The organism is Bradyrhizobium genosp. A (assembly GCF_049949275.1).
Taxonomy (GTDB): Bacteria; Pseudomonadota; Alphaproteobacteria; order Rhizobiales; family Xanthobacteraceae; genus Bradyrhizobium.
In genome coordinates this window covers 6442096-6468461 of the sequence record NZ_CP188196.1, presented here as the reverse complement: position 1 = coordinate 6468461, position 26366 = coordinate 6442096, and the positions used below count along the sequence as shown (strand labels likewise).

28 protein-coding genes are annotated in these 26366 nt (G+C 64.8%); 7 read left to right on the top strand and 21 right to left on the bottom strand.

Going from position 1 to position 26366, the window contains the following annotated elements:
* Nucleotides 1–55 precede the first annotated feature (55 nt).
* From ACP2YP_RS30345 to ACP2YP_RS30330, 4 genes are all read right to left on the bottom strand, one after another.
* Complete coding sequence (locus ACP2YP_RS30345) at nt 56–517, bottom strand: MarR family winged helix-turn-helix transcriptional regulator (protein WP_426426313.1); 462 nt, start codon at nt 515–517, stop codon at nt 56–58.
* Nucleotides 518–591: 74 nt separating this feature from the next.
* Nucleotides 592–861 carry a hypothetical protein gene (locus tag ACP2YP_RS30340; protein WP_426419897.1) on the bottom strand — a complete coding sequence of 90 codons (270 nt, stop codon included), beginning with the start codon at nt 859–861 and terminating at the stop codon, nt 592–594.
* Nucleotides 862–922: 61 nt separating this feature from the next.
* Entirely contained in the window at nt 923–1297 is a 375-nt protein-coding gene (locus tag ACP2YP_RS30335; protein ID WP_426419896.1) for a hypothetical protein, read from the bottom strand.
* 31 nt (nt 1298–1328) lie between these two features.
* On the bottom strand, nt 1329–2210 hold the full coding sequence (locus ACP2YP_RS30330; RefSeq protein ID WP_426419895.1) for an NmrA family NAD(P)-binding protein: 882 nt from the start codon (nt 2208–2210) through the stop codon (nt 1329–1331).
* Between the two features lie 291 nt (nt 2211–2501).
* Between ACP2YP_RS30330 and ACP2YP_RS30325 the strand changes: the two genes are divergently transcribed.
* Nucleotides 2502–3443 carry a LysM peptidoglycan-binding domain-containing protein gene (locus ACP2YP_RS30325; protein ID WP_426419894.1) on the top strand — a complete coding sequence of 314 codons (942 nt, stop codon included), beginning with the start codon at nt 2502–2504 and terminating at the stop codon, nt 3441–3443.
* A 334-nt stretch (nt 3444–3777) separates the two neighbouring features.
* Here the strand turns inward: ACP2YP_RS30325 and ACP2YP_RS30320 are convergent, their stop codons facing one another.
* The 5 genes from ACP2YP_RS30320 to ACP2YP_RS30300 form a co-directional block, all read right to left on the bottom strand.
* The gene (locus ACP2YP_RS30320; RefSeq protein WP_426419893.1) at nt 3778–4026 is read right to left on the bottom strand and encodes a hypothetical protein; all 249 of its coding nucleotides are present in this window, start codon (nt 4024–4026) and stop codon (nt 3778–3780) included.
* A gap of 29 nt (nt 4027–4055) precedes the next feature.
* Nucleotides 4056–4373 (bottom strand): hypothetical protein, encoded by a 318-nt coding sequence (locus ACP2YP_RS30315; protein WP_426419892.1) that lies wholly within the window; start codon nt 4371–4373, stop codon nt 4056–4058.
* Nucleotides 4374–4493: 120 nt separating this feature from the next.
* A complete protein-coding gene (gene hspD / locus ACP2YP_RS30310) occupies nt 4494–4952 on the bottom strand; it encodes a small heat shock protein HspD (protein WP_426426311.1) in 459 nt (152 codons plus the stop codon).
* 299 nt (nt 4953–5251) lie between these two features.
* Nucleotides 5252–6325 carry a tartrate dehydrogenase gene (locus ACP2YP_RS30305; RefSeq protein ID WP_426419891.1) on the bottom strand — a complete coding sequence of 358 codons (1074 nt, stop codon included), beginning with the start codon at nt 6323–6325 and terminating at the stop codon, nt 5252–5254.
* Between the two features lie 21 nt (nt 6326–6346).
* Entirely contained in the window at nt 6347–7645 is a 1299-nt protein-coding gene (locus tag ACP2YP_RS30300) for an MFS transporter (protein ID WP_426419890.1), read from the bottom strand.
* 132 nt (nt 7646–7777) lie between these two features.
* Here ACP2YP_RS30300 and ACP2YP_RS30295 point away from each other — a divergent pair, with 132 nt between their 5' ends.
* Entirely contained in the window at nt 7778–8695 is a 918-nt protein-coding gene (locus ACP2YP_RS30295) for a LysR family transcriptional regulator (RefSeq protein WP_426419889.1), read from the top strand.
* A 38-nt stretch (nt 8696–8733) separates the two neighbouring features.
* Complete coding sequence (locus tag ACP2YP_RS30290) at nt 8734–9558, top strand: aspartate dehydrogenase (RefSeq protein WP_426419888.1); 825 nt, start codon at nt 8734–8736, stop codon at nt 9556–9558.
* 193 nt (nt 9559–9751) lie between these two features.
* On the opposite strand, the gene ACP2YP_RS30285 is transcribed toward ACP2YP_RS30290, so the two are convergent.
* From ACP2YP_RS30285 to ACP2YP_RS30245, 9 genes are all read right to left on the bottom strand, one after another.
* Nucleotides 9752–11056 (bottom strand): PQQ-dependent sugar dehydrogenase, encoded by a 1305-nt coding sequence (locus ACP2YP_RS30285; protein ID WP_426419887.1) that lies wholly within the window; start codon nt 11054–11056, stop codon nt 9752–9754.
* Between the two features lie 247 nt (nt 11057–11303).
* On the bottom strand, nt 11304–11513 hold the full coding sequence (locus tag ACP2YP_RS30280) for a hypothetical protein (protein ID WP_426419886.1): 210 nt from the start codon (nt 11511–11513) through the stop codon (nt 11304–11306).
* Nucleotides 11514–11789: 276 nt separating this feature from the next.
* Complete coding sequence (locus ACP2YP_RS30275) at nt 11790–12416, bottom strand: methyltransferase family protein (RefSeq protein ID WP_426419885.1); 627 nt, start codon at nt 12414–12416, stop codon at nt 11790–11792.
* Nucleotides 12417–12446: 30 nt separating this feature from the next.
* Entirely contained in the window at nt 12447–13478 is a 1032-nt protein-coding gene (locus ACP2YP_RS30270; RefSeq protein ID WP_426419884.1) for an NAD-dependent epimerase/dehydratase family protein, read from the bottom strand.
* Between the two features lie 32 nt (nt 13479–13510).
* The gene (locus tag ACP2YP_RS30265) at nt 13511–14029 is read right to left on the bottom strand and encodes a DUF962 domain-containing protein (protein WP_426419883.1); all 519 of its coding nucleotides are present in this window, start codon (nt 14027–14029) and stop codon (nt 13511–13513) included.
* Nucleotides 14030–14201: 172 nt separating this feature from the next.
* Nucleotides 14202–14870 carry an OmpA family protein gene (locus ACP2YP_RS30260; protein WP_426426310.1) on the bottom strand — a complete coding sequence of 223 codons (669 nt, stop codon included), beginning with the start codon at nt 14868–14870 and terminating at the stop codon, nt 14202–14204.
* Complete coding sequence (locus tag ACP2YP_RS30255) at nt 14870–15286, bottom strand: hypothetical protein (RefSeq protein ID WP_426419882.1); 417 nt, start codon at nt 15284–15286, stop codon at nt 14870–14872. The genes ACP2YP_RS30260 and ACP2YP_RS30255 overlap by 1 nt, the downstream gene beginning before the upstream one ends.
* A 115-nt stretch (nt 15287–15401) precedes the next feature.
* Entirely contained in the window at nt 15402–15662 is a 261-nt protein-coding gene (locus ACP2YP_RS30250) for a type II toxin-antitoxin system HicB family antitoxin (RefSeq protein ID WP_426419881.1), read from the bottom strand.
* A 7-nt stretch (nt 15663–15669) separates the two neighbouring features.
* On the bottom strand, nt 15670–18264 hold the full coding sequence (locus ACP2YP_RS30245) for an ATP-dependent helicase (RefSeq protein ID WP_426419880.1): 2595 nt from the start codon (nt 18262–18264) through the stop codon (nt 15670–15672).
* A gap of 239 nt (nt 18265–18503) precedes the next feature.
* On the opposite strand from ACP2YP_RS30245, the gene ACP2YP_RS30240 reads away from it, so the two are divergent.
* Nucleotides 18504–18674, top strand: a complete 171-nt coding sequence (locus ACP2YP_RS30240; protein ID WP_426419879.1) for a DUF1328 domain-containing protein — start codon at nt 18504–18506, stop codon at nt 18672–18674.
* 2 nt (nt 18675–18676) lie between these two features.
* Here ACP2YP_RS30240 and ACP2YP_RS30235 read toward each other — a convergent pair whose 3' ends face one another.
* Nucleotides 18677–19183 carry a thioesterase family protein gene (locus tag ACP2YP_RS30235; RefSeq protein WP_426419878.1) on the bottom strand — a complete coding sequence of 169 codons (507 nt, stop codon included), beginning with the start codon at nt 19181–19183 and terminating at the stop codon, nt 18677–18679.
* Nucleotides 19184–19270: 87 nt separating this feature from the next.
* Between ACP2YP_RS30235 and ACP2YP_RS30230 the strand changes: the two genes are divergently transcribed.
* The 3 genes from ACP2YP_RS30230 to ACP2YP_RS30220 all read left to right on the top strand — a co-directional run bounded on the left by ACP2YP_RS30230 (nt 19271) and on the right by ACP2YP_RS30220 (nt 22615).
* The gene (locus tag ACP2YP_RS30230; protein ID WP_426419877.1) at nt 19271–20695 is read left to right on the top strand and encodes an FAD-binding oxidoreductase; all 1425 of its coding nucleotides are present in this window, start codon (nt 19271–19273) and stop codon (nt 20693–20695) included.
* Nucleotides 20696–20798: 103 nt separating this feature from the next.
* Entirely contained in the window at nt 20799–22130 is a 1332-nt protein-coding gene (locus tag ACP2YP_RS30225; RefSeq protein WP_426419876.1) for a Spy/CpxP family protein refolding chaperone, read from the top strand.
* 122 nt (nt 22131–22252) lie between these two features.
* On the top strand, nt 22253–22615 hold the full coding sequence (locus tag ACP2YP_RS30220; RefSeq protein ID WP_426426309.1) for a hypothetical protein: 363 nt from the start codon (nt 22253–22255) through the stop codon (nt 22613–22615).
* A gap of 192 nt (nt 22616–22807) precedes the next feature.
* Here ACP2YP_RS30220 and ACP2YP_RS30215 read toward each other — a convergent pair whose 3' ends face one another.
* Both ACP2YP_RS30215 and ACP2YP_RS30210 read right to left on the bottom strand, forming a co-directional pair.
* The gene (locus tag ACP2YP_RS30215) at nt 22808–24475 is read right to left on the bottom strand and encodes a SulP family inorganic anion transporter (RefSeq protein WP_426419875.1); all 1668 of its coding nucleotides are present in this window, start codon (nt 24473–24475) and stop codon (nt 22808–22810) included.
* A 237-nt stretch (nt 24476–24712) separates the two neighbouring features.
* A complete protein-coding gene (locus ACP2YP_RS30210) occupies nt 24713–26191 on the bottom strand; it encodes a caspase family protein (protein WP_426419874.1) in 1479 nt (492 codons plus the stop codon).
* Nucleotides 26192–26366: the final 175 nt, after the last annotated feature.

Here is a 26366-nt window from a genome sequence, read left to right as displayed (position 1 = left end):
ATTGCTGATCTTCCCCTGACCGTCTTCGACGTCAACCATGATCGGATGGCTACGCTCAGTCCTCGGATGAGTCCGGTTTCATCTCGCCGACGACCATGTCTCGCAGGGCCCCCCGCAGCACGGCGACATTTTTCGCGCCGTTCAGCTGCTCGAATTCGCGCTGGGCACGCTGCCAAAGCGGAGCAGCCTTGTCGTGAAGACGCCGCCCCGCATCGGTGAGTTCGATGAGGCGGCTTCGGCCATCGGTGGGTGAGGGCCGGATTCGAACAAGGCCGTCACGCTCCAGGAAGCCGACCATCTTGCCCATCGCCGTCCGCTCGACGTCGAGCCGCCCGGCGAGCGCATTGACGGCGGCGCTGCCGACCTCGTTCAGCGCCGCCAGGGTGAGGAACTGCGTGATACGCAGGCCCGCCGGCTCGAGATGGGCATCGTAGAAGCGCGAGATCTGCCGGTTGGCCTTCCTCATGGCGGAGCAGTTGCATTGATCGATTCCCACAGGCTTGCTCACCGCCAACATCTCCTTGTCCCGTCCATTTCCATCGAAGGCCCGCGCCGCCAATATATAGATGTGGCGCGGGCGCACCGGTATTCTCAAAGTCCTGGCGGCGGAGTGATATAGCCGGGCACCTCAGCCGCAAGCGTGCCCTTCAGCACCGCAGTTCCCTTGTCGGCCATCACCTCGCTCTTGCCGGCGGCGAGGGCGTCATAGGTCTGGCGCACCACGTCCTCCGGGCTCGCTTTCGGCACATCGATGCCATTGGCCAAGTCCGTATCCACGAACCCGACATGCAGGCCGAGCACCTGGACGCCGCGCTCGCGCAAATGAAAGCGAAGCTGGTTGGTAAAGCTCCATGTGTCCATGACAGTCTACCTTTCCAGATTTTCCAGGGAGGCTTGCTCACGCCGCTGGCCCACGTTCAGTTCAGAGAAAAAGACGTTCCGGCAATTGTTGCGACAGTCGCTCGCGCAGACCAGTGGCGAGAGAAAGCACGGCGCCAAGCGGGCTCATTCGCACGCTGACGCGCGGCACCGATCCGTCGGGATTGCGGTCGACGATGACGGCTGCGCTCAGGCTCTCGCCGCCGATCAGATCGGCCTTGTATTCGAGCACGAGCCGCGAGCCGACATTCTGCACAAAGGTCGGCGTTTGCGACGCGTAGAAGGTTCCGACGGCGTTGACGACGCGGCGGATGTCGTCGCGCCCGGTGACCGGACCGCGCAGCACGGAGCTGACCAGCTCCGCATCAGCGGTCAGATCATCCAGAAACGGGTGACGCTCGGTTTGCGTGTGCGACATTTCTCAAACCTCATTTTGGCTTTCATCACGCTCAGGCAAACACGGCGCGATTCTGCGCGATGAATTGCTGGACCGAGAGGGGCGGCGTTCCCGTGATCTTCTCGACGACATTGTTGGTGCCGGCGAAGATGCCGTCGCGATAATTCTGGGCGACTTCGACCAGGTGCTGCACCAGGAATGGCGGAAACTTGTAGAGCTTCTCCATCTTCTCCTTGAATACGTCGATCGACGTCGGCGCGTACTCGATGCTGGCGCCGAGCACCTCGCTCATGGCGACGGCGATCTCGGTGTGGTTCATCTCCACCGGGCCGTGCAGCGGATAGATCTTGCCCCCGTGGCCCTGCGGCTTGGCCAGGAGATGGGCGATGACGCGGCCCTGATCGTCGCTGGCGATCGGCGCATGACGCCCGTTCTCAAACGGAAATTCGATCTTCTTCCTGGCCCAGATCTCCTTGCCGAAATGCGGGTAAACCAGCCAATCGGCAAAGAAGGTGGGGCGCAAATGGATGGTCGGAACGCCTGACCGGTCGAACACCCGCTCGGAAATCCAGTGGTCCTGCGCCGCGTGGCTTGCCGATTCCCGCCGCGCCGAAATCTGCGACATGTTGACGATCGCGGAAACGCCGGCTTCCTTCGCGGCTTGCGCGAAATAAGCCGCTGCGCCGATGATTCCCGGCGCGATGGGATGAAGAAAATAAGCCGATTGGATGCCTTCCATGGCCGCGCGAATGGCGTCGATGTCAGTGAAATCGCCGGTGGCGATGTCGATGCCACGCTGCCTCAGCGCAGCCGCCCGCTCGCTGTCCGAGCGTACATAGGCGCGCACTTTCTTGCCCATCTTGAGCAGTTCGTCGACGGCGGCGCCACCGGTTCGTCCGGTTGCACCGCTGACAAGAATGGTTGCTTCACTCATGATGCCGCTCCTTTGCTTATATGAGAGCATATGCTCCTATGTGGCCAAAATAGGTGTATATGCTCCTAAGTCAAGTCGTTTTCCTTCGGCGGTCGGAGTGGGGCGGTTCACACCGTCGTGTGGCCATGACCGTCATTCCGTGCGACCATCTGGGCACGGGTTGCGGAGATGGCGGCCTGGGCTTGATCGGGGCAATTGGCCGGGTTCCGTGCCCCAAAAACCACCCAATCGGTGGTCACTAAGCGCACCGGGGGAGGCCTGCGGCCTCCCGTGGTGGGACTGCGGGACTTGATGATTGATCCAAGGCGACTTGTGGTGTTGGCAGCGGTTGCGCTGCTCGCCTTGAACCCCGGTATGGCCGCGGCCTCGCCCGCCAAGCCGAAGCACACCGCGGTCGCGCCCGCGGCTGCGCAGCCTCCACCTCCGCCGGCCGAGCCGCTGCCGCCGCCGAAAATCTATCTGTTTCGTGGTGCGATGGGGCCGATCTTCTCGACCGGCATGGACCGGCTCAGCGAGAAGCTGACGGCGGCCGGCTTCTCGGCCGACGTCTATGAATTCACCATCTGCCGATTCATCGGAAACCGCGCCATCTCCGCCTACAAGGAATCGCCGGCGCCGATCGTTCTGATCGGCCATTCCATGGGCGGCCTGTGCTCGGTCCTCATCTCCGAGATGGCGGCCAAGGAGAACGTCCCGATCAGCCTCGTCATCACGATCGATCCCGCCCATGCGACCGATGACGTGCCGCTCAATGTCGAGCGCTTCATCAACATCTACCTTTCCGACAGCGTGCTCGGCGGCGGCAACGTGGTGGCGGTGCCGGGCTTCCGCGGCCATTATGCGAGCTACGATTTGAAACAGAACAGCCGCGTCTCTCACATCAACATCGAGAAGTCCGACGACATCCACCGCCAGATCGTCGAAATGGTGACGCAGTTGCCGCGCATCCCGCCCCAGACCCAGGTCGATGCCGTGCCGCTGCGCTATCTCGTGCCGGCGGACACGCTGGTGGAATTGTGGGATAGCGGCGTGCGTTTGCCGGTGCGCCGCGGCGACACCTTGGAGAGCATCGCCGCAGCCAATCGCGTGCCGCTTTGGACGCTTGCGCAGAGCAACTCGTTGGCCGAGAACGCGACGCTCACTCCGGGCCAGTCCATCATCGTTCCGCGGCACCTGACGCCGCCGGAGCCGGCGGCCGCAATGGCGATGCCGGCAACGCCGAGCCGGCGCTAGACTCTCGGGAGCAGGGGGGCCTGGAATGCCCGGCCGACGGCACCCTTCCGAGTGTTGTCGGGCCTCGCCCTGTCATCCACGCATCTGCTGCCGAGGCAGCCGTCTTGGTGGTGAGCTCGCCAGCGACGATCGCGCCGTGGCGGATGCTCGGCTCGCCGGGCGATAGGGCGCGGACAGAAGCATCAGAAACAGTGCCCGCTCGGCAGCATATTTGGCGGCGGGTCGGCCGTTTTCCGCTCCGTCCATAATGAGGCGCCCTTCCGTCGTGCATAGACGCCAACGCCAGGCCCTTCGGCCGGATTTCTTCAAGAACACTTCGAAAGTCGGGAATTCGTCAGGCATTGGATTGGCCTTGGCTGCATGCTACCGGTGGCGAAGTTGCGTTCCTGATCGTCCCGACTTGAGCTTGGAGGCTCAACGGGAACGTCGAGGCAGCGATCTTCTCCATCGCTGACCGTTCCTCAGACAGACGCTTCTCGATGAAATGCCGCTCGACGTCCGTCAGCTCGGTCTTGAGCAACCGGCGGTAACGGCTGATGTTGTTGCGGTGGACACGCAACAGGGCCAGGTTTTCGTCCATCATCGTGGTCATCCGTTTGAACAGTCGGTCTGCTAGGCTGCGAGCCCGGCACGTGAGGTCGATTTCAAACGGGCAGGCTTGCCGCCGGGAGGTCCCTTCGGGTGGTGGTCCAGCGTGGCAAGCGCGTCGAGAATCTCGTCGATGGTTACGATTCTGTTCGAACCGGGCAGTTCTCTGAGCGCCGGGTTTGACGCAACGCTGGCCGCGTCCGAAGCCCAGGACGCGAGGATCGCACGCTTCTCGGCGATCGACATCGTCGGATCCTGGACGACATCCCGGGGATGATCATAGACAGAGCCAGGATGCAATATCGCGTTGAGGTCGATAACGTTGTCGGCATCGTGGATCATGAGAGGTCCTCCTTCTCCTTTCGCTAGAAGCCTCTGGATTGAGTTCGGGCTGCAGTCGCGGGCAGGGTAGCTCCCGCCCGGGCACCGGGCGGGAAGCACTAACCTCCAACAGGTGAGAATTTACGCGGCGGCTTTGCCTTCGAGTTGATGCACATTGCCGCTCGATGCGCCATTGATGGCGATTCGCCGCGGCTTCATGGCCTCGGGGATTTCCCGGATCAGCTCAATCTTCAGCAGACCGTTCTCGAACGCAGCGCCCTTCACCTGAACATAGTCAGCGAGGTTGAATTGCCGCTTGAAGGGCCGAGCGGAAATGCCGTGATAGAGATATTCGCGTTCGGTCTTGTCCGCCTGGTTTCCCTCGACGATGACCGCATTCTGCTCGGCAGTCACCGAGATCTCGTCGGGTGAAAAGCCAGCAACGGCAAGCGAAATTTGATAGCGATCCTCGCTGACGCGTTCGATGTTGTAGGGGGGATAGTTGTCCTCGCCAGCACGCTGCGCTGTTTCAACGAGGTCAAAGAGGCGATCGAAGCCAATGGTCGAGCGCCACAGGGGAGAGAAGTCGTAAGTGCGCATAGCCAGATCCTCCAAAGAGCAAAATGGATACAGCGACACCGGACACGACCGGTGCCCGTCTCAGCTGTCCCCAACCCTTCAGGCGTCGGGGACACCACCTCTCGGCGGCAGCAGAAAAATAAAAAAACGCGGTTTTGGTTTCAAGAGGGGAGCCAAAAAATTTTAGGGCCTCCCTGGCCTGGTCCCGGAGCGAGCGCCTCCTCGTTCCGGGTAAGAGGTGATTTGGCGCGCGCCCGCCTATCACCCTCTCAGCGCGAGCCATGCTCATCGGGCACCGTTCCGAACGGGGGAGGAGATGACTATACGTTCGAGCCGTGGATCGCGTCGATCACGGCGTCCGTCACGTCCTTCGTCGTCGCCTTGCCGCCGACATCCGGCGTCAGCACGCCGGCGGCGCAGACCTGCTCGACGGCTTTCATCAACCGCACGGCGGCGTCCTTCTCGCCGAGATGCTCCAGCATCTGCACGCCGGTCCAGAAGGTCGCGACCGGGTTGGCGATGCCTTTGCCGGTAATGTCGAAGGCCGAGCCGTGGATCGGTTCGAACATCGAGGGGAAGCGGCGCTGCGGATCGATGTTGCCGGTCGGCGCCACGCCGAGGCTGCCCGCAAGCGCGCCGGCAAGGTCGGAGAGAATGTCGGCGTGGAGGTTGGTCGCAACGATGGTGTCGAGGCTCTTCGGATGCAGCGTCATGCGCACCGTCATGGCGTCGACCAGCATCTTGTCCCAGGTGACGTCGGGGAATTCACCGGCGACTTCGGCGGCGATCTCGTCCCACATCACCATGCCGTGGCGCTGCGCGTTCGACTTGGTCACCACGGTCAGGAATTTGCGCGGACGCGACTGCGCGAGCTGGAACGCGTAGCGCATGATCCGCGTGACGCCGACGCGGGTGAAGACCGCGACTTCGGTGCCGACCTCTTCCGGCAGGCCCCTGTGCGCGCGACCGCCCATGCCGGCATATTCGCCTTCCGAATTCTCGCGCACGATCACCCAGTCGAGATCGCCGACGCCGACATTGCGCAGCGGCGAGGCGACGCCCGGCAAAATCTTGGTCGGCCGCACATTGGCGTATTGGTCAAAGCCCTGGCAGATCGGCAGGCGCAGGCCCCACAGCGTGATGTGATCGGGCACGTCGGGCGCGCCGACTGCGCCGAAATAGATCGCGTCGAACTTCTTCAACTCAGCGAGACCGTCGGCCGGCATCATCACGCCGTGCTTCTTGTAATAGTCCGAGCCCCAGTCGAACGTCTTGACGTTGAAGGTGAGGTCGCCGTTGCGCTTGGCCAGCGCCTCCAGCACGCGGACGCCGGCCGAGATGACCTCAGGGCCGATGCCGTCGGCGGGAATGGCTGCGATCGAATGGGTGCGCATGAGAAGGCTCCGTTTGAGAGATCAGTGGGATTGCGGGACGGGTTCGACGGGCGCGGTCTGCGCGCGCGACAATAGCAGGGTCAGGATCGCCGAGAGAACGAGCAGGCCGGCGACGAAATAGAGCCCGCCAACAAAGCTGCCAGTCTGGTCCTTGATCCAGCCGATCATGGCGGGACCGACGAAACCGCCGAGATTGCCGATGGAGTTGATGGTGGCAATGCCGGCTGCGGCTGCGGGGCCGGACAGGAACAGCGTCGGCATGCTCCAGAGCGGCGGTTTTGCCGAGGAGATGCCGATGTTCACGAGTGCCAGCGCGATCAACACTGCGACGACGCCGGCCGCAAGGCCAGCATAGGCAAGCCCGGCTGCGGCGACCAGGCAGGCGATGATGACATGCCAGGTCCGCTCCCCGGTGCGATCCGAGTGCCGCGCCCACAGCACCATCGTCACGACGGCGGCCGTTGCCGGCAGCGCATTGAGGAAGCCGACCTGGAGTGAGGACAGGCCGAATTGCTTGATGATCTGCGGCGCCCAGACCCCGAGCGTATAGAGGCCGGCCGAGGTGCCGAAATAGATCAGCGACAGCGCCAGCACGCGCGGATCGGCGAGCCCGCGCCAGATGCTGTGGCTCGCAGTGGCGGCCTTGCTGGTGGTCTCCTCATTCATGGTCTCGACCAGCCAGCGGCGCTCGTCATCAGTGAGCCATTTCGCCTTCTCGGGCCGATCGGTCAGGAAGGCCAGCACGACGAAACCGAGCAGCACGGCCGGCAGCGCCTCCAGCACGAACAGCCATTGCCAGCCCTTGAAGCCGAACATTCCGTCCATCTCCAGCAGCGCGCCCGAGACCGGCGAGCCCAGCACGGTCGAGAGCGGCGCGGCCGCCATGAACAATGCGGTCACGGCGGCGCGCTGGCGTGCCGGGAACCAGTAGGAGAGATAAAGGATGATACCGGGAAAGAAGCCGGCCTCCGCGACGCCGAGCAGGAAGCGCAGGATGTAGAAGCTGGTCGCACCCTGCACGAACGCCATTGCGGCCGAGACCAGGCCCCAGGTGATCATCACCCGCGCGATCCAGATCCGCGCGCCGACCTTGTGCAGGATGATGTTGGAGGGCACTTCGAACAGGAAATAGCCCCAGAAGAAGATGCCGGCGCCAAAACCGTAGACGGTCGGCGACAGCCCGATGTCCTTGTTCATCGTCAGCGAGGCGAAGCCGATATTGACGCGGTCGATGAAGGCCACGAAGTAGAGCAGCATGATGAAGGGAACGATGCGCCAGGTGATCTTGCGCAGCACGCGCGTCTGAATCTCGCTCGCCACCCTGGCCTCCCTCAAGTCCCGATTTTCGTTGTGGCAGCTAGCCTAGGCGGCGACAGGAGGCGAACTCAATTGGCGCTGGTTTATACAAAAAAATGATATAATCGCCTGACGGCGAGACGAGAGGATCTGCGGATGGAATTGCATCAGTTGCGATGCTTTGTGGCGGCGGCCGAGCAGCTGCATTTCGGCCGCGCCGCGCAGCATCTCCAGATGCTGCCGTCCGCGCTCGGACGCCAGATCAGGCTGCTGGAAGAGGATTTGGGAACGCGGCTGTTCGCGCGCACGACCCGCGCGGTTTCGCTCACCGAGGACGGCACGACGCTGCTGCGCGATGCCCGCGCCATCCTCGCCCGGGTCGAAGCCGTGGAGAGCAATCTGCGCAACCGCTCGCGCGCGGGCGCCGCGCGGCGGCTGCGGGTCGGTGCCATCGACAGCGCGGCGGCGGGGTTGCTGCCGCCGCTGCTGCGTGACTTCCGCGCCGGACATCCCGAGGTCGCGGTCCAGCTGCTCGAGGACAAGACCGTCCGACTGTTGCCAAAGATCCTGACCGGCGCGCTCGACCTCGCCTTCGTTCGTCCGCCCGACCGGCCGGACAAGCGGCTGGAGTTCCGGTCGCTGCTTCAGGAGACCGCGATCGTGGCGTTTCCGCAGCGTCACGCGCTCGCGGCGCGCAAGTCGATCACGCTGGCTGACATCGCCGACGAGCCGATGCTGGTGCCGGACCGCCGCTCGCGGCCGCACAGTTACGACCTCACGGTCAAGCTGTTCGAGCAGGCCGGCTTGACACCGCGCATCGTGCAGGTCGCGGACGAGAAGCAGACCATCATCCATCTGGTGGCCACGAAGCTCGGGGTCGCGATCGTGCCGCGCTGGACCACGCGGATGGCGGTGACGGGCGTTCGCTTCGTGCCGCTCCGTCCGAAGCAGAGCGGCCCAGTCGGCCGGCTGCCGCTGGCGGCGGCCTGGTTGCGCGGCTCGCGCGATCCGGCCCGCGATGCCATGCTGGCGGTGCTGGAGACGCGCCTGCGCAGCTATGCGCGGGAGGCGTGAGCAGCTATGACGCTGGCCTGGACAAAAGGTGTGATGCGATGACGGGACAGACAGCTTCGAACGAGTTGCGGGTGGCCATTGCGGGGCTGGGCTCGATCGGCAGCAAGATTGCGACCGCGCTCGATCAGGGCATCGAGGGCCTGACGCTCTCCGCCGTGGCTGTACGCGATCCCGCGAAACATCAGAGCTTCCTGAGCAGCCTGCGCCGCCCGCCGCAAATCCTGCCCATCGACCAGCTCGGCGACGCCGCCGACATCGTGGTCGAATGCGCGCCGAGCAGCCAGTTGCGCGCGATCGTCGAGCCTGCGGTGACGCGCGGCAGGTCCGCGGTCGTGGTCAGCGTTGGCGGATTGCTCGACAATTTTGATCTCGTCGATCTCGCGCGCGCCAAGGGCGGTCGCATCCTCGTGCCGACCGGCGCGCTGATCGGGCTCGATGCGGTCAACGCCGCTGCGGTCGGCACCATTCATTCGGTGAAGATGGTCACGCGCAAGCCGATCGACGGGTTGAAGGGCGCACCGTTCATCGTTCAGAACAAAATCGACATCGACAATCTGCGGGAGCCGCTAAAACTGTTCGAGGGCAGCGCGCGCGAAGCGGCGAAGGGCTTTCCGGCGAACGTGAATGTCGCCGTTGCGCTGTCGCTGGCGGGCATCGGACCCGATCGCACCCAGATGCAGGTTTGGGCCGACCCCACCGTGACGCGCAATGTTCATCGCATCGAGGTCGAGGCGGATTCGGCGCGGTTCTCGATGGGCATCGAGAACATCCCGTCTGAAAATCCAAAGACCGGGATGATTACCGCGCTGTCCGTGATCGCGCTGCTGCGCAAGCAGCGCGCCACGTTGTGCGTGGGGACGTGATGAGTTGAGGCGTGACTAGCCGAGACGGCGGTGCGCTCCCTCTCCCGCTTGCGGGAGAGGGTTGGGGAGAGGGTGTTTCCGCAACGGGGCACTCCCCCAGAGGAGAGAGCCCTCACCCGCGCCTACGGCGCGACCTCTCCCGCAAGCGGGAGAGGTGCAGGTCGCCCGCGACGCCTATCTCGACTATTTCAACTTACGCGCCGGTGACGCGCCAGATCACGTTGCCGACGTCGTCGGCCATCAGCAGCGACGTCTTGTCGGGGCCGATCACGACGCCAACCGGGCGGCCGTAGGATTCCTTCTCATCCGGGGACAGGAAGCCCGACAGGATGTCGCGACCGGGGCCGGAGGGCTTGCCGTTCTCGAATGGGATGAACACCAGCTTGTAGCCGGACAGCGTGCTGCGATTCCACGAGCCGTGCTGGCCGATCACCATGCCGTCCGGAAAGCCCGGCAGGGTGCCTGATGGCATCCAGCACAGGCCGAGCGAAGCGGTGTGGCCACCGAGCGCGTAGTCGGGCGTGAGCGCCTTGGCGACCATCGCCGGATCCTGCGGCACGCGGTCGTCGACCGTCTTGCCCCAGTAGCAATAGGGCCAGCCATAGAAGCCGCCGTCGCGCACCGAGGTCAGATAGTCCGGTGGCGTCTCGTCGCCGAGCCCGTCGCGCTCGTTGACGACGGTCCAGAGCACGCCCGTAGTTGGCTCCCAGGCAAGACCCACGGGATTGCGCAGGCCTGCGCCGAAGATGCGGTGCGTGCCGGCGGCCAGATCGAGCTCGTAGACCGCGGCGCGGCCTTCCTCGACCTCCATGCCCATCTCGGCGATGTTGCTGAGCGAGCCAACGCCGGCATAGAGCTTCTTGCCGTCGGGGCTGGCGAGCAGGCTCCGCGTCCAGTGCCCGCTCGGCTTGAAATTGGTGAGCCGCTTGCCCGGCGCAGTGATGCTGTCGGCATTCGCGACATAGGGGAAGGCCATCACGCCGTCGGTGTTGCCGACATAGAAGGTGTCGCCGATTAGCGCCATGCCGAACGGCTGGCTCAGGTTTTCCATGAAGGCGCCGCGATGCTCGGCGACACCGTCGCCGTCCTTGTCGCGCAAGAGCGTGATGCGGTTGGCGGACTCGCCGAGCGCTGCGGCGCGCCGCATCGTCGCCTGCATCGCGAAGTGGAACACGCTGCGCGGGCGGCCTGCGATCTGCGTCGCTTCCGCGATCAGCACGTCGCCATTGGGCAGCACCTCGATCCAGCGCGGATGGTCGAGGCCGGCCACGAACGCATTGACCTTGAGCCCGGGCGCGGCGGTCGGCTTCCGGCCCTCGCTCCAGCCGCGGGCGGTCGGCATCTTCAGCGTCGGCAGCGCGCCCTGCGGCTTCGCTTCGGGAATCGACGGGGCCTGGCCCCAGGCCGGCGCGGGTGTGGTGCCCGACAGCTTTCGCCATTGCAGCGCGATGCCGCCGACGAACGCGACGAACTGCGCAAAGATGCTGGAAAATGTCATGAAAATCCCCTGTCGAACCTGCGGCACTGTCCAACGACGGATTGTCCAGGATTCGTCCAAAGCCCCGCGCGGGCCAGGACCTTATCTCTGCCTGATCGTCGACCTCTCCAGATCCACGATTGCGTGCCGTCGTGACTTTTGCGCGCGCATCCAACTTGGTAGCGGCCAAAAGGTCAACCTGTGCGGAACTCCGCCGAGGTCTATTCCAGCGGAATGGCAGCTGATCGAATTTGCATAGGGGCGGGGATCAGCGGTGGACCTGCCGCTCCAGCCGTCGCGCGCTGCGGAAATCATCGAGGTGATGGACGTTCGGGGTGAGCGCGGCCTCCTTGGAGAGGAGATGATAGACCCGCGCGACCGTGCGCTGCTTCAGCTTCGGCCGCCCGGGCGGCAGCGCCCGCGCCTTGCGGACGGCCGCAATCGCGTGCGCGCGAAAATAATCGTAGGCGTCCGACATGGCTCGATGCTCTGCGGCTGGTGCAGGTGTCGAGGGGTAACGAGCGATCGGAAGGGCGGTTCCTTAGCGCGATGGACAGCGGCCTTGTGCCCCGGACGCAGCGCAGCGCGACTTCGCGGTGCGCTGCAGAGCCGGGGCCCATCTCTTCGCCAGCAACGCGTCGCTATCTGGGTCCCGGCTCTGCGCAGCAACGACATAAGCGCGTTCACGCGCGTCTTCAACGCGCTAATGGCGTTGCAGCGCGTCCGGGACACGAGAGTGAAGCGAGCTGCTACTTCACCGCGGCGACAGAAACGGGATGATCATCGGCACGCGGCGGCAATAGGCGCCGTAGGCATCCTCGCCGAGCTCTTTCGACAAGAACACCTCTTCCATCCGGCCCTTCTGCCACATGCCGAGCGAGATCAGGATCGCGCCGAGGATCGCCGTCACCGTGCCGACTGCGATGCCGGTGACCAGCATGCCAAGGATCAGGCCGGTGTAGATCGGGTGCCGCACGATACCGTAGGGGCCGGTGTCGATGACGCGGTGGTCTTCCTTGTGGGTGATGGTGTTCGACCAGAATTGGCCGAGATGCAGCCGGCCCCACCAGGTGAACGAAATGCCGGCGAGCACGATCAGGGCTGCGATGTAGACGCCGGTATTGCCCAACACCCAGAGCGGCTTCTCGCCGAGGATCTCCGCAGTCCACGGCGTGAACAGGATGCCGCCGACCAGGATCGGGATGCGATAGCGGCCGGACTCCAGCGTCATCACCTGTTTCTGGGTGCGGCCCTGCCAGAACGAGGCTCCGACCCAGCTGGCGAGCCAGGCGAGCCAGATCAGGGCGAGCAGCTGCGTCGGCCAGGTCGTGGTCCAGCCGCCCCAGGCGACAGAGAGAAGCTTGCTGAAATCGAAGGACATGCGGAAAGGTTCTTTGGGTTGGGGAGCAGATCAGCTCGCGCGCGACGACAGCGCGTGATGCTCGATGGCATTGGACGCGGCCTGGCCGCCGCGGGCGAGCAGATGGGTGATGGTTTCGCGCAGCACTGGCTCGATCGGGCGCGGCGCATAGCCGAGCTCGTTGCGGGCCTTGCCGATTGAAAGGTCGCTCGCGGCGAGCGCGATGCGCACGCCCTCGGCGGTGCCGTTGGGCGGACGGTGCGTGATGCGATTGGAGATCGATTCCAGCATGATGGCGGAGAGCTCGGCAATCTTGCCGGGAACGACGACCGGATATTGCCGCCGTCCGCTCATCGCCGACATCATCCGCAGGATCTGGCCGAGCCGGACGCAATCGCCGCCGAGGATGTAGCGCTGGCCGATGCGGCCGCGCTCCATCGTCAGCGCCAGGCCCATGGCGACGTCGCGAACGTCGACGAGGTTGACCAGGAAGTCGAGATGCGGCTGTACCTTCTTCTGCAGGAAGTACCACAGCATCGCCGTAGGCGGCGTCAGATTGTGGTCGGCGGGGCCGATCGGCATGGTCGGCGTGCCGATCACGAGCGGGAAGCCACTGGCTGCGGCCTTCGCAGCGTGATGCTCGGCGAGCGACTTCGATCGCGTATAGGCGCCGGGCATCGCGTCGGCCGGCTGCAGCGCCTCCTCGGCGGCAACGCCGTTGAGGTTCGCATAAGGAAACAGGATCGATTCCGTCGAGCAGTGCAGGAAACGCGACACACCGCGCTTCATCGCAGCCGCAAGCACGATTTCGGTGCCGCGGAAATTGACGTCGTGGAAATCCCGCTTGTTGGCGACCCACATGCCGGGCAGGCCGGCGAGGTGATAGACCTGATCTATACCGGAAAGCGCAGCATCGACCGCGGCGCCGTCCAGCACCGAGCCGTGCACATATTCAACGTCCGCGTTCGCGGTGGCCGGCGGCCGGACATCGAGAACACGCACCCGCTGCCCACGGGCGCGGAGCGCTTCGACGAGATGCTGTCCGATGAAACCGCTGCCACCGGTAACCAGTACTGGAGTCATGAAGTAGGTTTTGCTGTTCCGCTTCGAGAAAGCTATCGGGTTGAAAGGGAGTTGGTCGGAAGAGGCGCGAGAATCGCGGCAAGGTCGCGACGAAAACCCAGTGCAATGTAAAATTTTGCCATGACGAACATCGGCCCAAGCAGGAAATGCGTGGGGTGGTCGACCATCGACGGCTGCCGCTCCTCGAACACCCTGTGGCCGACGATCTGCGATGCGACGCCGAGCACGATCAGCACTGCAAAAATCGACCACATCATGGCAATCGAGACCTGATTGCCGATCGCGGTTGCGACCGAAAGCAGCACGATCATGGAGGCGAGGATGCCAAGCCCGACCCCGGTGTCCAGCATCAGCCAGTATACCAGCACGGGCAGGGCCAAAATCACTGCCAGGCTGACCTCGACCCCGAACACGGGGAAATGCACCAGCGTCAGCGGCAGCGTAGCACCGGTGAAGAGCAGGAGAATGCCGACCACATGCATCGCGCAATTCCAGGGATCGCGATGGTATTCGACATAATCGGCCAGTTGGCGTTGAAAATAGTCAGCCATCTTGGTCTCGCGCAGTACAGGATCGGGGAAGGACGAAAAAAGCCTATAGCACCGGATAGAGCAGTGCACAAACTGGGGCTATTGTCGCGCAGGACGGTGCTGTCGCGCTGTGAGACAGGTCACAAAACGGTCAAGACTTCAACGGGTTCCGTCGGGCGCAAAGGCCGCGCGCTCAATGCTTCTTGGCGGGCTTTTTCGCCGCAGGCGTTGGGGCTGCTGCGGGATGCGCAGGCGCATCTTCGGGCACTTTGGCAAAGGTCAGGATTTGCAACTGGCCGTTGACTGCCGAGGTCGGCTTGGCGCGGTCGAGGAACTGCTCCTCGCCGAGGCCGATCGGTTGCAGCCGCTTGGTCGAAATCTTGAACGTGTTCACCAGCACATCACGGATCGCGTCAGCCCGGCGCTGGCTCAGGATCGCGTTGGCCTCCCGCGTCTTCTGATTGGACTCGACATGGCCGACGATCAGGAATGTGTAGGGCAGCAGTGAGGCGTGAACCATTGCGTCGGCGATCCGGCCGACGGTCTGGTAGGAGTCCGGCTGGATGATCGGCGTGTCGGCGTCGAACTGGATCTGGGCGTTGAAGGCGGGCAGCTTGGCGAGGTCAGGCGCGATCAGTGGCCGGTTCACCGGACCCGGATCGTTCTTGATCCTGGCCTTGGCCCGCTCCATCACCTGCTGCTTCAGGGCGGGGATGTCGACCTCGGCGGCCTCCTCGAAATGATTGAGCTTGCCGACGATGTCGTCACGGGTCGGCGCCGTCTGCGCACCGGCTGCGCCTGCGAGCAGAGCGAGGCCCAATGCGAAACCGATTCCGGCGGTGATGTGCCCGGTTGCCCGCATCATCGATACCCCGCGTCGTCGACGGCCTTCAGGCAGTTGTTGCTGATGCCCTTGGGCGTCGAGATCAGGCAGGGGACCGACTTGCTGGTCTCCTTGGTCGAGCCGCCGCAGACCTTGACGATCTCGCGCTGGCAGGCATTCGCGACCGTGACCCGGGCGGCGACGCGCTTCTGGATGGCATCGAACGCGGTGAGGTAGGCGCTCTGGCACTGCTGCGAGAGCACGTCACGGTTGCGGGACAGGCACTCCTTCAGGCGGGTGGAGTCCGGATTGACGCCGCGGCAATTGGCGACGATTTCCGCACCGCAACTTTTCGCCAGCAACCCGATCGAATCGCCAAAGCTCATGGTCTCCGCCGTCGCAAGCGACGGCATCCCCAATGCAAGCACGATCAGTGTGATGGAGCCCCGGACCATGGGTGCATCTGATACGGGGAAGTTCGCCATGGTCAAGGGCTGTTCGCCCCAGAACCGTCGAGAGTTCGGCCAGTGCGGCGAACAGTCCTCACTCCTCGGCGTCGGCGCGGGGCGGTCACTCGATCAGAACGACCGTGTGTTTCCCCAGGTCGTCGGCAAATTCGGGGGCGGCCTTGAGCTCGTCCAAAGTCCGCGGCTGGGGAAGCTCGCGGCCGTCCTCGACCAGCTCCTGCGCATAGAACGCGAGCGCCTCGGGCGCATTCTCCAGGGCTTCGTCGATGTCGTCGCCGCCGGAGATGCAGCCGGGCAGGTCCGGAAACCACAAGCTAACGTCATCCGGGCCGGCGTCTTCGATGATGGCGACGTAGTGAGGCATGTCGGGCTCACGCCCGCTGAACAAAGCTGTCCACGACCTTCTTCTCGCCGGCCTTGTCGAAGGCGATGGTGAGCTTGTTGCCGTCGACCTTGGTGACGCGGCCGTAGCCGAATTTCTGGTGGAAGACGCGGTCGGAGAGCGAAAATTCGGACGTCGTGCCGGTCGATTTGGCGACCAGCTCGCCTTCGATCGTCAACGGCCCGCGGCGGCGCGAGGAGAAGCTGCCGAAATCGGGGCCGGATGACGAAGACGATGAGAAATTCGAGGCCTCTTCCTCGAAGCCGCCTTGCCCGCCGCCACCATTGCGTCCGCCGCCACGGTTGCGATTGCCTTCTCGGTTTGCTTGGGCGCGCTGCCAGCCCGGCGTCGAATAGCTCGACCCGAACGCCTCCATGTCGTCGAAGCGTGAGGCGCCGTAGCCGCCGGTGCCGCCCCAGGCCGAGCCACCCTTGGATTCCGTGATCTCGACATTGGCCGCCGGCAATTCGTCGAGGAAGCGCGACGGGATCGTGGTCGACCAGGTGCCATGGATGCGGCGGTTCGTCGCGAAATAGATTTTCGCGCGGCGGCGTGCGCGGGTCAGGCCGACATGGCCGAGCCGGCGCTCCTCTTCCAAACCGGCGCGACCCTGTTCGTCCAGCGTACGCTGGCTCGGAAACAGGCCTTCCTCCCAGCCGGGGAGGAATACATTGTCGAATTCGAGACCCTTGGCCGAGTGCAGCGTCATCAAGGACACCGCGTCGTCCTCGGCGCCGCCCTCGCGGTCCATCACCAGCGAGATGTGTTCGAGGAATCCTTGCAGGTTCTCGAACTCCTCCATCGAGCGCACCAGCTCTTTGAGGTTCTCCAGCCGGCCCGCGGCGTCGGCCGAACGATCCTTCTGCCACATCTCGGTGTAGCCGCTCTCGTCGAGCACGATCTGGGCGAGATCCGTGTGTGCAGTGACCTCGCGCTGGGCGCGCCAGCGGTCGAACTGGGCGACGACCTCGCGCAGACTTCCGCGCGCCTTCGGCTTCAGCTCGTCGGTCTCGACCACCGCGCGCGCTGCCTCGAACAGCGGGATGCGGCGCTTGCGGGCGTGGTCGTGCAGCATCTGCACGGTGGCATCGCCAAGCCCGCGCTTGGGCACGTTGACGATGCGCTCGAAGGCGAGATCGTCGGCCGGCGAGTTGATGACGCGCAGATAAGCCAGCGCGTCGCGGATTTCGGCGCGCTCGTAGAAGCGCGGGCCGCCGATGACGCGATAGGGCAGGCCGAGCGTGACGAAGCGGTCTTCGAACTCGCGCATTTGATAGGACGCGCGCACGAGAATGGCGATCTCGTTGAGCTTTTCGCCCTGGCGCTGGATCTGTTCGATCTCCTCGCCGATGCCGCGGGCTTCCTCTTCCGAATCCCACGAGCCCGTCACCGTGACCTTCTCGCCGTCCTGGTCCTCGGTGCGCAGCGTCTTGCCGAGCCGGCCTTCGTTGTGCGCGATCAGGTGCGAGGCGGCGGCCAGGATATGGCCGGTCGAGCGGTAGTTGCGTTCGAGGCGGATGACCTTCGCGCCAGGGAAATCGTGGTCGAAGCGCAGGATGTTGTCGACCTCGGCGCCGCGCCAGCCATAGATCGACTGGTCGTCGTCGCCGACGCAGCAGATGTTTTTGACGTGGTTCTTCTCCCTCGCCCCGCTTGCCGGGAGAGGGGCTGTCTCCACGAGCTCGGTCTGCGGAGAATCCCCCTCACCCGCCGCACTTCGTGCGTCGACCTCTCCGCGCACGCGGGGAGAGGTGAGAGAAGTCGGCGCCTGCGACAACAGCCGCAGCCACAAATACTGCGCGACGTTGGTGTCCTGATATTCGTCGACCAGGATGAACTTGAAGCGCTGCTGGTACTGCCGAAGGATATCCGGATGCTCGCGGAAGATACGGATGTTTTCCAGCAGGAGGTCGCCGAAGTCGGCGGCGTTCAAGATCTTCAGCCGCTCCTGGTAGCTCGCATAGAGCTTGCCGCCCTTGCCGTTGGCGAAGACAGCGGCTTCGCCCGAGGGCACCTGCGACGGCGTCAGGCCGCGGTTCTTCCAGCCGTCGATCAGCCCGGCCAGCATGCGCGCCGGCCACCGCTTGTCGTCGATGTTGTCGGCCTGCAAGAGCTGCTTGAGCAGACGCACCTGATCATCAACGTCGAGCACGGTGAAATTCGACTTGAGCTGCGCCAGCTCGGCATGGAAACGCAGGATGCGGCCGCCGATGGAGTGGAAGGTGCCGAGCCACGGCATGCCTTCCACGGCGTGGCCGAGCATCTGGCCGAGCCGGTGCTTCATCTCGCGCGCGGCCTTGTTGGTGAAGGTCACGGACAGGATTTCGGCGGGGCGGGCGCGGCCCTGGCTCAGGATGTGGGCGATGCGGGTGGTCAGCACGCGGGTCTTGCCGGTGCCGGCGCCGGCCAGCACCAGGACCGGGCCGTCCAGCGTCTCGACCGCCTCGCGCTGCTCCGGATTGAGCCCGGTCAGATATTTCGGACCCACGGAGGCGCGCGCACGCGCGGCGATGCCGCCGGCTGCGGGCTGGTGGTCGGGGACGTTCTGGGACGTGATCTTGCTCGGCTCGGTCATGCGAATCATTGGCCCCACGATGGCACCGCGGGGTGGCGGAAGGGAGCCTTCATAACAGGGATTGGTGCCTATATGGGGCGGCCGGGCCGGGTTTTCCACGTGCGCGGCAAGCCGGTTTGTTCCTCCAGATCGGGCGAATTTCCAGCTCCTGCGGGCCGGAACCATCGTTCCGAGTTGGAGATTGTTTGTCCAAGTGAGGCGCGTCAGACGCGCCGATCGCAGACAGACATCAAAACAGAGGTTTTGCCATGCTTGGCTGGGTTGTGACGTTTCTGGTTATCGCGCTGATCGCGGGTATCCTGGGCTTTGGCGGCATCGCCGGCGCATCGATCGAGATCGCCAAGATCATCTTCTTCATCGCGGTCGTCCTGTTCCTGGTCTCGGCCGTGGTCGGCCTCGTCCGCGGCCGCAGGATCTAGCGCTATCTCTTCGAGGGCATCGCCACGTTCCGGCCGATGCCCTCGGGCCGCGGCACGGCGCTGTGAGCCCCGACGACGGCCGCAATGTGCTCGCGAATGTCAGGCGGAAAGGCCACCACCTTTCGCGAGCCCATGTCGATGTGCAGCGACATGTTCTCGGAGGTCGCCGATAGCCAGCCCTCGGTCGCATGCCGCAACTCCTGGAACGTGTGCAGCCGCTTGTCGTCGGCCTCCAGCAGCCAGACCGAGACCTGCACGGGATCGCCAAGGTGGATCTCGCGCAGATACCGCACATGGCACTCGGCAGTGAAGGTCGAGCCGTTGCGCTCTTTCATGTAGGTGGGGCCGATCCCGAGCTGCAGCCACATCTGGTCGATCGCCCGGTCGAACATCACGTTGTAATAGGCCATGTTGAGATGGCCGTTATAGTCGATCCATTGCGGCTCGATCTGCATGATCGAAGAGCGGAACGGCTCGGCCTTGGGCGCTGCGACGGCGGTCTCCGGCATGTGTCCTTCCCCAGCTATGCGCCCGGTCGCTTGACTTGACCGGTGAGATGTCCTTTGCCACGGTTCGTCTCGTCGGGAGGACTATCCGTGGGTACGACCATCACCAATAATCCGCCGCGGCCGGCGCCGAAAGCCCTCGCAAGCGCGCTCGATCAGCTCGCCGCACGCTTCGGCAACCGCCTCATCACTTCGCAGGCCGTCCGCGAGCAGCACGGCCATACCACGACATGGATCGTCAACCAGCCGCCGGATGGCGTGGTGATGGCGCAGGAGACTGCCGACATCCAGGACGTGGTGCGCATCTGCGCCAAAAACGGCGTGCCCGTCATTCCCTTCGGCACTGGCACCTCGCTGGAAGGCCAGGTCAACGCGCCCGCCGGCGGCATCTCGATCGATTTGCGCGACATGAACAAGGTGCTCGCGGTGCATGCCGAGGATCTCGACTGCGTGATCCAGCCCGGCGTCACCCGCAAGGCGCTCAACGAGCATCTGCGCGACCAGGGCCTGTTCTTCCCGATCGATCCCGGTGCGGACGCTTCGCTCGGCGGCATGGCCTCGACCCGCGCCTCCGGCACCAACGCGGTACGCTACGGCACCATGCGTGACAGCGTGCTGGCGCTGAAGGTGGTGCGCGGCGACGGCGAGATCATCACCACGGGCACGCGCGCGAAGAAGTCCTCGGCCGGCTATGACCTGACGCATCTGTTCGTCGGCGCCGAAGGCACGCTCGGAATCATCTCGGAACTGACCATTCGGCTCCGCGGCATCCCCGAGACGATCGCGGCGGCTGCGGTGTCGTTCGAGACCGTGCACGGGGCGTGTCAGGCCGTGATCCTGGCGATCCAGACCGGTATTCCCGTGGCGCGCATCGAGTTGCTCAATGCCGCGCAGGTGAAGGCCTGCAATTCCTATTCGAAACTGACACTGCCGGAGACGCCGCTGTTGCTGATGGAATTCCACGGCAGCGAGATCGAGGTCGATGCGCAGTCGAAGGCGTTCGGCGAGATCGCCAGGGATTGCGGCGGCGGCGATTTTTCCTGGACCACCAAGCCGGAGGATCGCACGAAACTGTGGCAGGCGCGGCACGATGCCTATTGGTCCGTCAAGGCGCTGCGGCCCGGCGACAGCATCGGCGTGGTCGCGACCGACGTCTGCGTGCCGATCTCGCGGCTTGCCGATTGCGTCAGCGAGACCGAGGAAGATCTCGAGCGTCTCAACCTGTTGTCGCCGATCGTCGGCCATGTCGGCGACGGTAATTTCCACTGCTCGCTGGTGTGTGACACCAACGATGCGGCCGAGATGGCGCGCGGCGAGGAGTTCATGCATCGCCTCGTCGAGCGCGCGCAGGCGATGGACGGAACCTGCACCGGCGAGCATGGCATTGGCCAAGGCAAGCAGAAATACCTCAAGGCCGAGCTCGGCCCCGAAGCGCTGGATGCAATGCGTGCGCTGAAAAAGGCACTCGATCCGCAAAACATCTTCAACCCCGGCAAGATCGTGCCGGAGGCGTAGCGCGCGCCTTTTGCGCCACGGTCGCGGAACTTTCGGCCACCACACCGGTTCCATTCTCGTCAAGTTCCGATGCCTCAATGGCGCGGCTCTGCGGGAGGATGCGATGTTGCGACCGGTCATTGCAATTGCCGTGATGGCGCTTGCCTGCATGCTGGCGGGCACGGCTCTGGGCAAGGGCGGCGGCGGCCATGGTGGCGGCGGCCATGGCGGTGGGCACGGAGGCGGGCATGGTGGCGGCCGCCATGGTGGTGGCGGCCATTTTGGTGGTCATTTTGGTGGTCATGGCTTCGGCCACGCGCATGGCGGTGGCGGGCATCATGGCGCGCTCCGGTTCGCAACAGGAGTTCGACATGGTGGTCCGAGCTTCGGTCAGATCCGCAATGCGGCCGTCCGTCCCGCGAATTTCCACAATGCCCTCAACCTGCACCCCAGCACGTTCCGCAACGGCCGACTGATCAGCAATCCGGCGGCGCGAGCCCAGATCGCCGCCGCGGCCGCGCTCGCAGGCTGGCATGGCGCCAGCAGCGGATGGTGGCAACATGTGGGGGGCGGTTATGGCTGGGTCGGACCGCTGTTCTGGCCGTTCGCCTATAACGATCTCTACGACTACACGATCTGGGGCGATGGTCTCGGCTTCTGGGGCTACGGCTATCCGGACATCTATGCCGGCATCTTTGGTCCCTATGGCTATGACGGTCTCTCGGCCTATCTGCCGCAGCGACCGCCGGGACGGCGGCAAGCGCGAGGCGTTGCGTTCGATCAGCTTTGCGGCAGCGACCGACGCGAAATCGTCGGTCTGCCGATCGACCAGATCGCAGCCGCGGTGCAGCCGACCGAGGCACAAGGCGCAGGCCTCGACGAACTCGGCAACGCTTCGGTCCAGGCGGCGGAGATGATCCGCGCATCTTGTCCGGCGCAGGTCGCAGCGACTGCGCCCGGTCGTCTGATGGCGATGCAGCAGCGTATCGAGGCGATGGAGAAAGCAGTCGACCGCGTTCAGCCTGCCCTCGACAAATTCTATGGCTCGCTCACGGACGAGCAGAAGGCCCGCTTCAATGCGCTGGCCGAGGATCAGCGTCGTGCGACGGCTTCCAACACCACCGAGGGATCGCTGGTCCAGAATTGCGGGGCGTCCGCCGCGCTCGATTGGCCCGGCGCCGACATCGAGGCGAGGCTTCATCCCAACGACACCCAGCGCGCTGCGCTGCAAGTGCTCCAGGATACCAGCGCCAAGGTCAGCGCTTCACTCAAGGCAGCCTGCCAGCCCAACGACGTGTTGACGCCGCCGGCGCGAATGGCCGCGGTCCGCAAGCGGCTCGACACGATGCTCGACGGCGTCAAGTCGGTTCGCGCGGCGCTGGAGGATTTCTACGCGACGCTGAACGACGAGCAGAAGGCGCAGTTCGAGTCCATCGGACCGCGTCGCACGTCCTGAATGCGTATCGCGTCGGGGAGTGCGGCGAAAGAATCATCTCGCCGATCTTGGTATGCCTCTCTATGCTGGTCGCGGCTGAAACGCGGCAATACGGTGGCTGGAAGACCACGGATGGCGGGGCGATGAAGTGGTTCGCGAAGCAGATGCCGGCGGATATCTGGGACGAAGCCATCGAATGGCCGCTCGGCGACATCGAAGCCGCCGCGCGCATCCGCGCCATCTGTGACGCTGCGGCCCAGAGCGCCGCCGGCTCCGCCTGTAACGACAAGAGCGAGAGTGCGCGCTATGAGCGCGCCGCAAAGGTCGCGATGGAAATCGCGATGAAGATTTCCGACAGTCTGATGCGCGACGACGCTGTGCTTCGCATCGTCAATCTCTGCATGACGGCGAACGACATCAAGACGGCGCAGATCCTGTTCCGCGCAATCCACACCAGCTGGATCCGCGAAACGGCGCAGCGGGATCATCCGGCGCTGGTGCAGTGACGGCGGCTGCTTCCACGAAGTAGGTGCGCTCCCTCTCCCGCTTGCGGGAGAGGGCGGGGAGAGGGCATTTCCGCAATGGGACAATCCCCAAGAGGAGAAAGCCCTCACCCGGCGCTCCGCGCCGACCTCTCACGCAAGCGGGAGAGGTTGGGAGCCCGCGGCACGGCCGGATCACCTCAAAGCCGCTAGGTACTATTTCGCCAGCTTGCGCACGGCTTCGTCCACGCTGTGGAAGACGTGCTCCTTCGGCAGCACGTCGAACAATTTGAAGCGCTCGAATGCCTCCTGCGCGCGGACCGATTCCAGCCGCGCCAGCGCCACCGTGACGCCCTGTTCATTGCAGGCCTTGAAGACGTCGAGCAGGATCTGCGCGGCGGTGAAGTCGATCTCGACCATGCCGCTCGCCTCCAGCACCAGCAATTGCGGCGTCGCCGTGCCCAGGACTTTCGTGACGTCGCTGCGGAAGCCGGGCGCATTGAGGAAGGACAGTGGCGCCTGCAGCCCGATCACGGCGACGCCGGCGATGCGCTCGCCGGTGATGTGTGGATGTGCCGGCCACCAGATCGTGGTGCCCGGCACGCGCTCGAACTCGATGAGCCTTGCGCGCGTCGTGCTCCAGATGCCGTGCAGCAGCGACAGCACGATGCCGAGGAATGCACCCTGCTCGATCGGCAGCACGATGATCAGCGCGGCGGTGGCGACGATCAGCAGAAACTCGCTGAACGACTGGCGATAGATCGTCACGATCTGCTCGGTGCGGATGATACGCAGCGCCACGAACAGCAGGATGCCGCCAAGAGCTGCATCTGGCACATGGCGCAACAATCCCGTTCCGAAGGCGAGCAACAACAGCACGATCACCGCCGCCGCAAGGCCTGCGAGCTGCGATTGTCCGCCGGTCTCGGCGACGATGCCCGTGCGCGGCGGGCTGGCATTGACCGGAAATGCGCCGAACAGGCCAGACAACACGCTGCCGGCGCCGGCGCCGAGGAAGTCGCGATCGACATCGGCGGGCTTGTCGGGATCGGACGGGAACGATCGCGTGGTGGCCGCTGTCTGCACCATCACCACCACGGTGACTACGAAAGCGAGCGGAACCAGATGCACCCATTGCTCCGGCGCAAGTACGGGCAGGGTCGGCCGTGGGAGCGTGCCCGGCACTGTGCCGACGACGTTGACGCCCTTGCTCTCGAGGCTGAGCGCGATCGTGGCCAGCGTCGCGGCGACGAGCCCGATCAGCGCGCCGGGGATTTTGGCGCTGATCTTCTCGGAGATGAAGACCACCGCCAGCACGCCGAAGCCGATGCAGAACGTGATGGGATTGGTGTGGCCGATCTGGCTTGCGAGCACGCCGATGCGATCGAGCGTGGGGCCATCAGGCGATTCCAGTCCCAGCACGCCCGGCAGTTGCGACACGATGATGTGGACGGAGATGCCGGCGAGGAAGCCGACCATCACCGGCATCGACAGCAGATTGGCGATACCGCCGAGCCGGAATGCGCCGCTGGCGAGCATCATTGCGCCGACCATCAGTGCCAGCGCGATCGCGAGCCCCTGATATTCAGGTGAGCCGGCAGTGGCGAGCGCCGCAAGCCCACCGGCGAAGATCGGCGTGATCGTGGAATCCGCGCCGCAGGACAGGAAGCGGTTGCCGCCGAGCAGCGCAAAGCCGAGCGAGCCCGCCATGAAGGCGAAGAAGCCGATCTGCGGTGCAAAGCCGCCGAGCCGTGCGGTCGCCATCTGCTCGGGGATCGCGATCGCCGCCAGCGTCAGCCCCGCCATGAGGTCGCCCGGCAGGGAATAGGACGCGAGCGAGCGGAAGAGCGGCCATGATCCCTTGGCGTGAGCGTCGTTTGGCATCGGTGAGGTGTCCCCGGAGAGGCTTGAGTCGGTCGATCAGACTACAGCATTTCCGAAGGGAGGGCAGAATGTCGAATATCCTCAACTCTCGTGTCCCGGATGCGCTGCAACGCGTCAGCGTTGTTGCGCAGAGCCGGGACCCAGAAGGCCACAGTCGATGCAAGGATGGGCCCCGGACGCAGCGCACCGCTACGCGTTGCGCTGCGTCCGGGGCACGAGAGGTGAGCGAGCAGCAGCTCAGTACCTGCCGCGGTTGTAGTCGCCGCCGCGACCCATGCCTCCGCCATGGCCGCCCATGCCCATGCCGAGACCAATCCCCAGGCCGATCCCAACGCCGACGGCTTCGGGCGGCGGGCCGGGAGGCGGTGCGCGCTCGACGACGACTTCGTCAGGCGGCGGCCGGCGCTTCGGCGGCGTGTCGACGACCTTGCGCTTCGGCGGCGTGTCGTCGACGCGCTTCTTGATCACAGGCGCAACCGTCGGGTTGATCGGCGTTGCCGGTGGCGTCGGTGCCGAGCATGGACAGGTCGGCGCCATGGCGACGGCGACCGGGACCGCGGCGGCCGCAACCGGCAAGGTATAATTGCGGTTCTGCACGCGGAGCAGCAGCCGGCGCGCGGTCGCGGCGAGATCGCTGTTGTCCCAGTTCGCCAGATAAGCCTCGAAGGATGCGCGGGTGTTTATCGCCACCGCGCGGTCCCACGCCAGCATCTGGCGCCGGCGCTCCAGCACCGTGCGCAGGCGCGGTGTGTAGGAGGCCTGCGCGTACAGCTCGATATAGGCCTGATACGCCGGCACGGTGTCGTCGGCGATCACGAGATCATAGGCGACCTTGGCGTCCTTGCCGTGCAAATCCTTGCGCCAATCCTCGACGCTACGCGTGGCGCTGGCGAGCGCCATCGCGTTCGCGCCCGGAGCGGGAGGCTGCTGGCTGCTGCTCTCGCCGAAGAATTTGAAGTCGGTCGTCAGCGACGAGCTTTCCCAGGGGATCTGCCGCCCGTCGGTCGATTGCGCCACCGCGATGCGGATGCGCTTGAACACTTCCTCGATCGGGACGTTCGGTTGCTTGGCGACAGTCAGGGCCGCGGTGGTGTAGGGACTGTCGGCGCCGGAGCCGTCCTCGGCTTCCGCACCAGGCGAGGTCGAATAGGAAATGAAGGAGCCCGGCGCGCCTGCCTTGGTGTCGACGATGGCGAGTCCGTGGCCGGCACCGCTCAGCGCCGGGAACGGATTGTTGCGGCAGGCATCGAGCATGAAGATGCGCGCCCGCGTCGGCAACGCGCCGAGCGTGTTGAGCAAATCGTTCAGCCGCACACCCTGCAGCGGAATGTCGGCCTCGCGCTTGGGATCGAGATCGACAGGCACCAGATAGTTCTCGCCGTCGATCTGCAAGCCGTGGCCGGCATAGAACACCAGCGCGACGGTGTCGGCGCCACTGGCGCTGACCTTGCCGGCGAAATCCGAGATCGCCTGACGCATGTCGTTCTGCGACAGATTGGGTGCCGTGGTGACGTTGAAGCCGGCATTGCCAAGCAGCTCGGCCATGCCCTTGGCGTCATTGGCGGCGTTCGGCAGTTCCGGCACCGTGCGATAGGCGGATTGGCCGATCACCAGCGCCAGTCGCGCTTCGGCCGCAGCCTGCGTTGGCATCATCAACTGGGTGAGTACAAGAAGGCCGGAGGCAAAGATCAAATTACAAACAATTGGGCGGCGCATAGTGTCACCTCCATCGGAAATGGCGCGAGGATGTCACCTTTTCTAGTCGTCCGCCATGGCTCTGTCTGTGCGCTATCTCACGCTCTCGCGTGCGGCAAGATGGGGCAGGGGCTCTGCCGGAGATATCGCTTGAGGCCGTTGCGCCGTCAGAACGGTGCGCAATCTCGGGGCGGTT

Excerpts from the sequence above, each read along its gene's own strand:
- ACP2YP_RS30345 (WP_426426313.1), bottom strand. The coding sequence starts at position 517 with ATGTTGGCGGTGAGCAAGCCTGTGGGAATCGATCAATGCAACTGCTCC.
- ACP2YP_RS30340 (WP_426419897.1), bottom strand. The coding sequence starts at position 861 with ATGGACACATGGAGCTTTACCAACCAGCTTCGCTTTCATTTGCGCGAG.
- ACP2YP_RS30335 (WP_426419896.1), bottom strand. The coding sequence starts at position 1,297 with ATGTCGCACACGCAAACCGAGCGTCACCCGTTTCTGGATGATCTGACC.
- ACP2YP_RS30330 (WP_426419895.1), bottom strand. The coding sequence starts at position 2,210 with ATGAGTGAAGCAACCATTCTTGTCAGCGGTGCAACCGGACGAACCGGT.
- ACP2YP_RS30325 (WP_426419894.1), top strand. The coding sequence starts at position 2,502 with ATGATTGATCCAAGGCGACTTGTGGTGTTGGCAGCGGTTGCGCTGCTC.
- ACP2YP_RS30320 (WP_426419893.1), bottom strand. The coding sequence starts at position 4,026 with ATGATGGACGAAAACCTGGCCCTGTTGCGTGTCCACCGCAACAACATC.
- ACP2YP_RS30315 (WP_426419892.1), bottom strand. The coding sequence starts at position 4,373 with ATGATCCACGATGCCGACAACGTTATCGACCTCAACGCGATATTGCAT.
- hspD (WP_426426311.1), bottom strand. The coding sequence starts at position 4,952 with ATGCGCACTTACGACTTCTCTCCCCTGTGGCGCTCGACCATTGGCTTC.
- ACP2YP_RS30305 (WP_426419891.1), bottom strand. The coding sequence starts at position 6,325 with ATGCGCACCCATTCGATCGCAGCCATTCCCGCCGACGGCATCGGCCCT.
- ACP2YP_RS30295 (WP_426419889.1), top strand. The coding sequence starts at position 7,778 with ATGGAATTGCATCAGTTGCGATGCTTTGTGGCGGCGGCCGAGCAGCTG.
- ACP2YP_RS30290 (WP_426419888.1), top strand. The coding sequence starts at position 8,734 with ATGACGGGACAGACAGCTTCGAACGAGTTGCGGGTGGCCATTGCGGGG.
- ACP2YP_RS30285 (WP_426419887.1), bottom strand. The coding sequence starts at position 11,056 with ATGACATTTTCCAGCATCTTTGCGCAGTTCGTCGCGTTCGTCGGCGGC.
- ACP2YP_RS30280 (WP_426419886.1), bottom strand. The coding sequence starts at position 11,513 with ATGTCGGACGCCTACGATTATTTTCGCGCGCACGCGATTGCGGCCGTC.
- ACP2YP_RS30275 (WP_426419885.1), bottom strand. The coding sequence starts at position 12,416 with ATGTCCTTCGATTTCAGCAAGCTTCTCTCTGTCGCCTGGGGCGGCTGG.
- ACP2YP_RS30270 (WP_426419884.1), bottom strand. The coding sequence starts at position 13,478 with ATGACTCCAGTACTGGTTACCGGTGGCAGCGGTTTCATCGGACAGCAT.
- ACP2YP_RS30265 (WP_426419883.1), bottom strand. The coding sequence starts at position 14,029 with ATGGCTGACTATTTTCAACGCCAACTGGCCGATTATGTCGAATACCAT.
- ACP2YP_RS30260 (WP_426426310.1), bottom strand. The coding sequence starts at position 14,870 with ATGCGGGCAACCGGGCACATCACCGCCGGAATCGGTTTCGCATTGGGC.
- ACP2YP_RS30255 (WP_426419882.1), bottom strand. The coding sequence starts at position 15,286 with ATGGTCCGGGGCTCCATCACACTGATCGTGCTTGCATTGGGGATGCCG.
- ACP2YP_RS30250 (WP_426419881.1), bottom strand. The coding sequence starts at position 15,662 with ATGCCTCACTACGTCGCCATCATCGAAGACGCCGGCCCGGATGACGTT.
- ACP2YP_RS30245 (WP_426419880.1), bottom strand. The coding sequence starts at position 18,264 with ATGATTCGCATGACCGAGCCGAGCAAGATCACGTCCCAGAACGTCCCC.
- ACP2YP_RS30240 (WP_426419879.1), top strand. The coding sequence starts at position 18,504 with ATGCTTGGCTGGGTTGTGACGTTTCTGGTTATCGCGCTGATCGCGGGT.
- ACP2YP_RS30235 (WP_426419878.1), bottom strand. The coding sequence starts at position 19,183 with ATGCCGGAGACCGCCGTCGCAGCGCCCAAGGCCGAGCCGTTCCGCTCT.
- ACP2YP_RS30225 (WP_426419876.1), top strand. The coding sequence starts at position 20,799 with ATGTTGCGACCGGTCATTGCAATTGCCGTGATGGCGCTTGCCTGCATG.
- ACP2YP_RS30220 (WP_426426309.1), top strand. The coding sequence starts at position 22,253 with ATGAAGTGGTTCGCGAAGCAGATGCCGGCGGATATCTGGGACGAAGCC.
- ACP2YP_RS30215 (WP_426419875.1), bottom strand. The coding sequence starts at position 24,475 with ATGCCAAACGACGCTCACGCCAAGGGATCATGGCCGCTCTTCCGCTCG.
- ACP2YP_RS30210 (WP_426419874.1), bottom strand. The coding sequence starts at position 26,191 with ATGCGCCGCCCAATTGTTTGTAATTTGATCTTTGCCTCCGGCCTTCTT.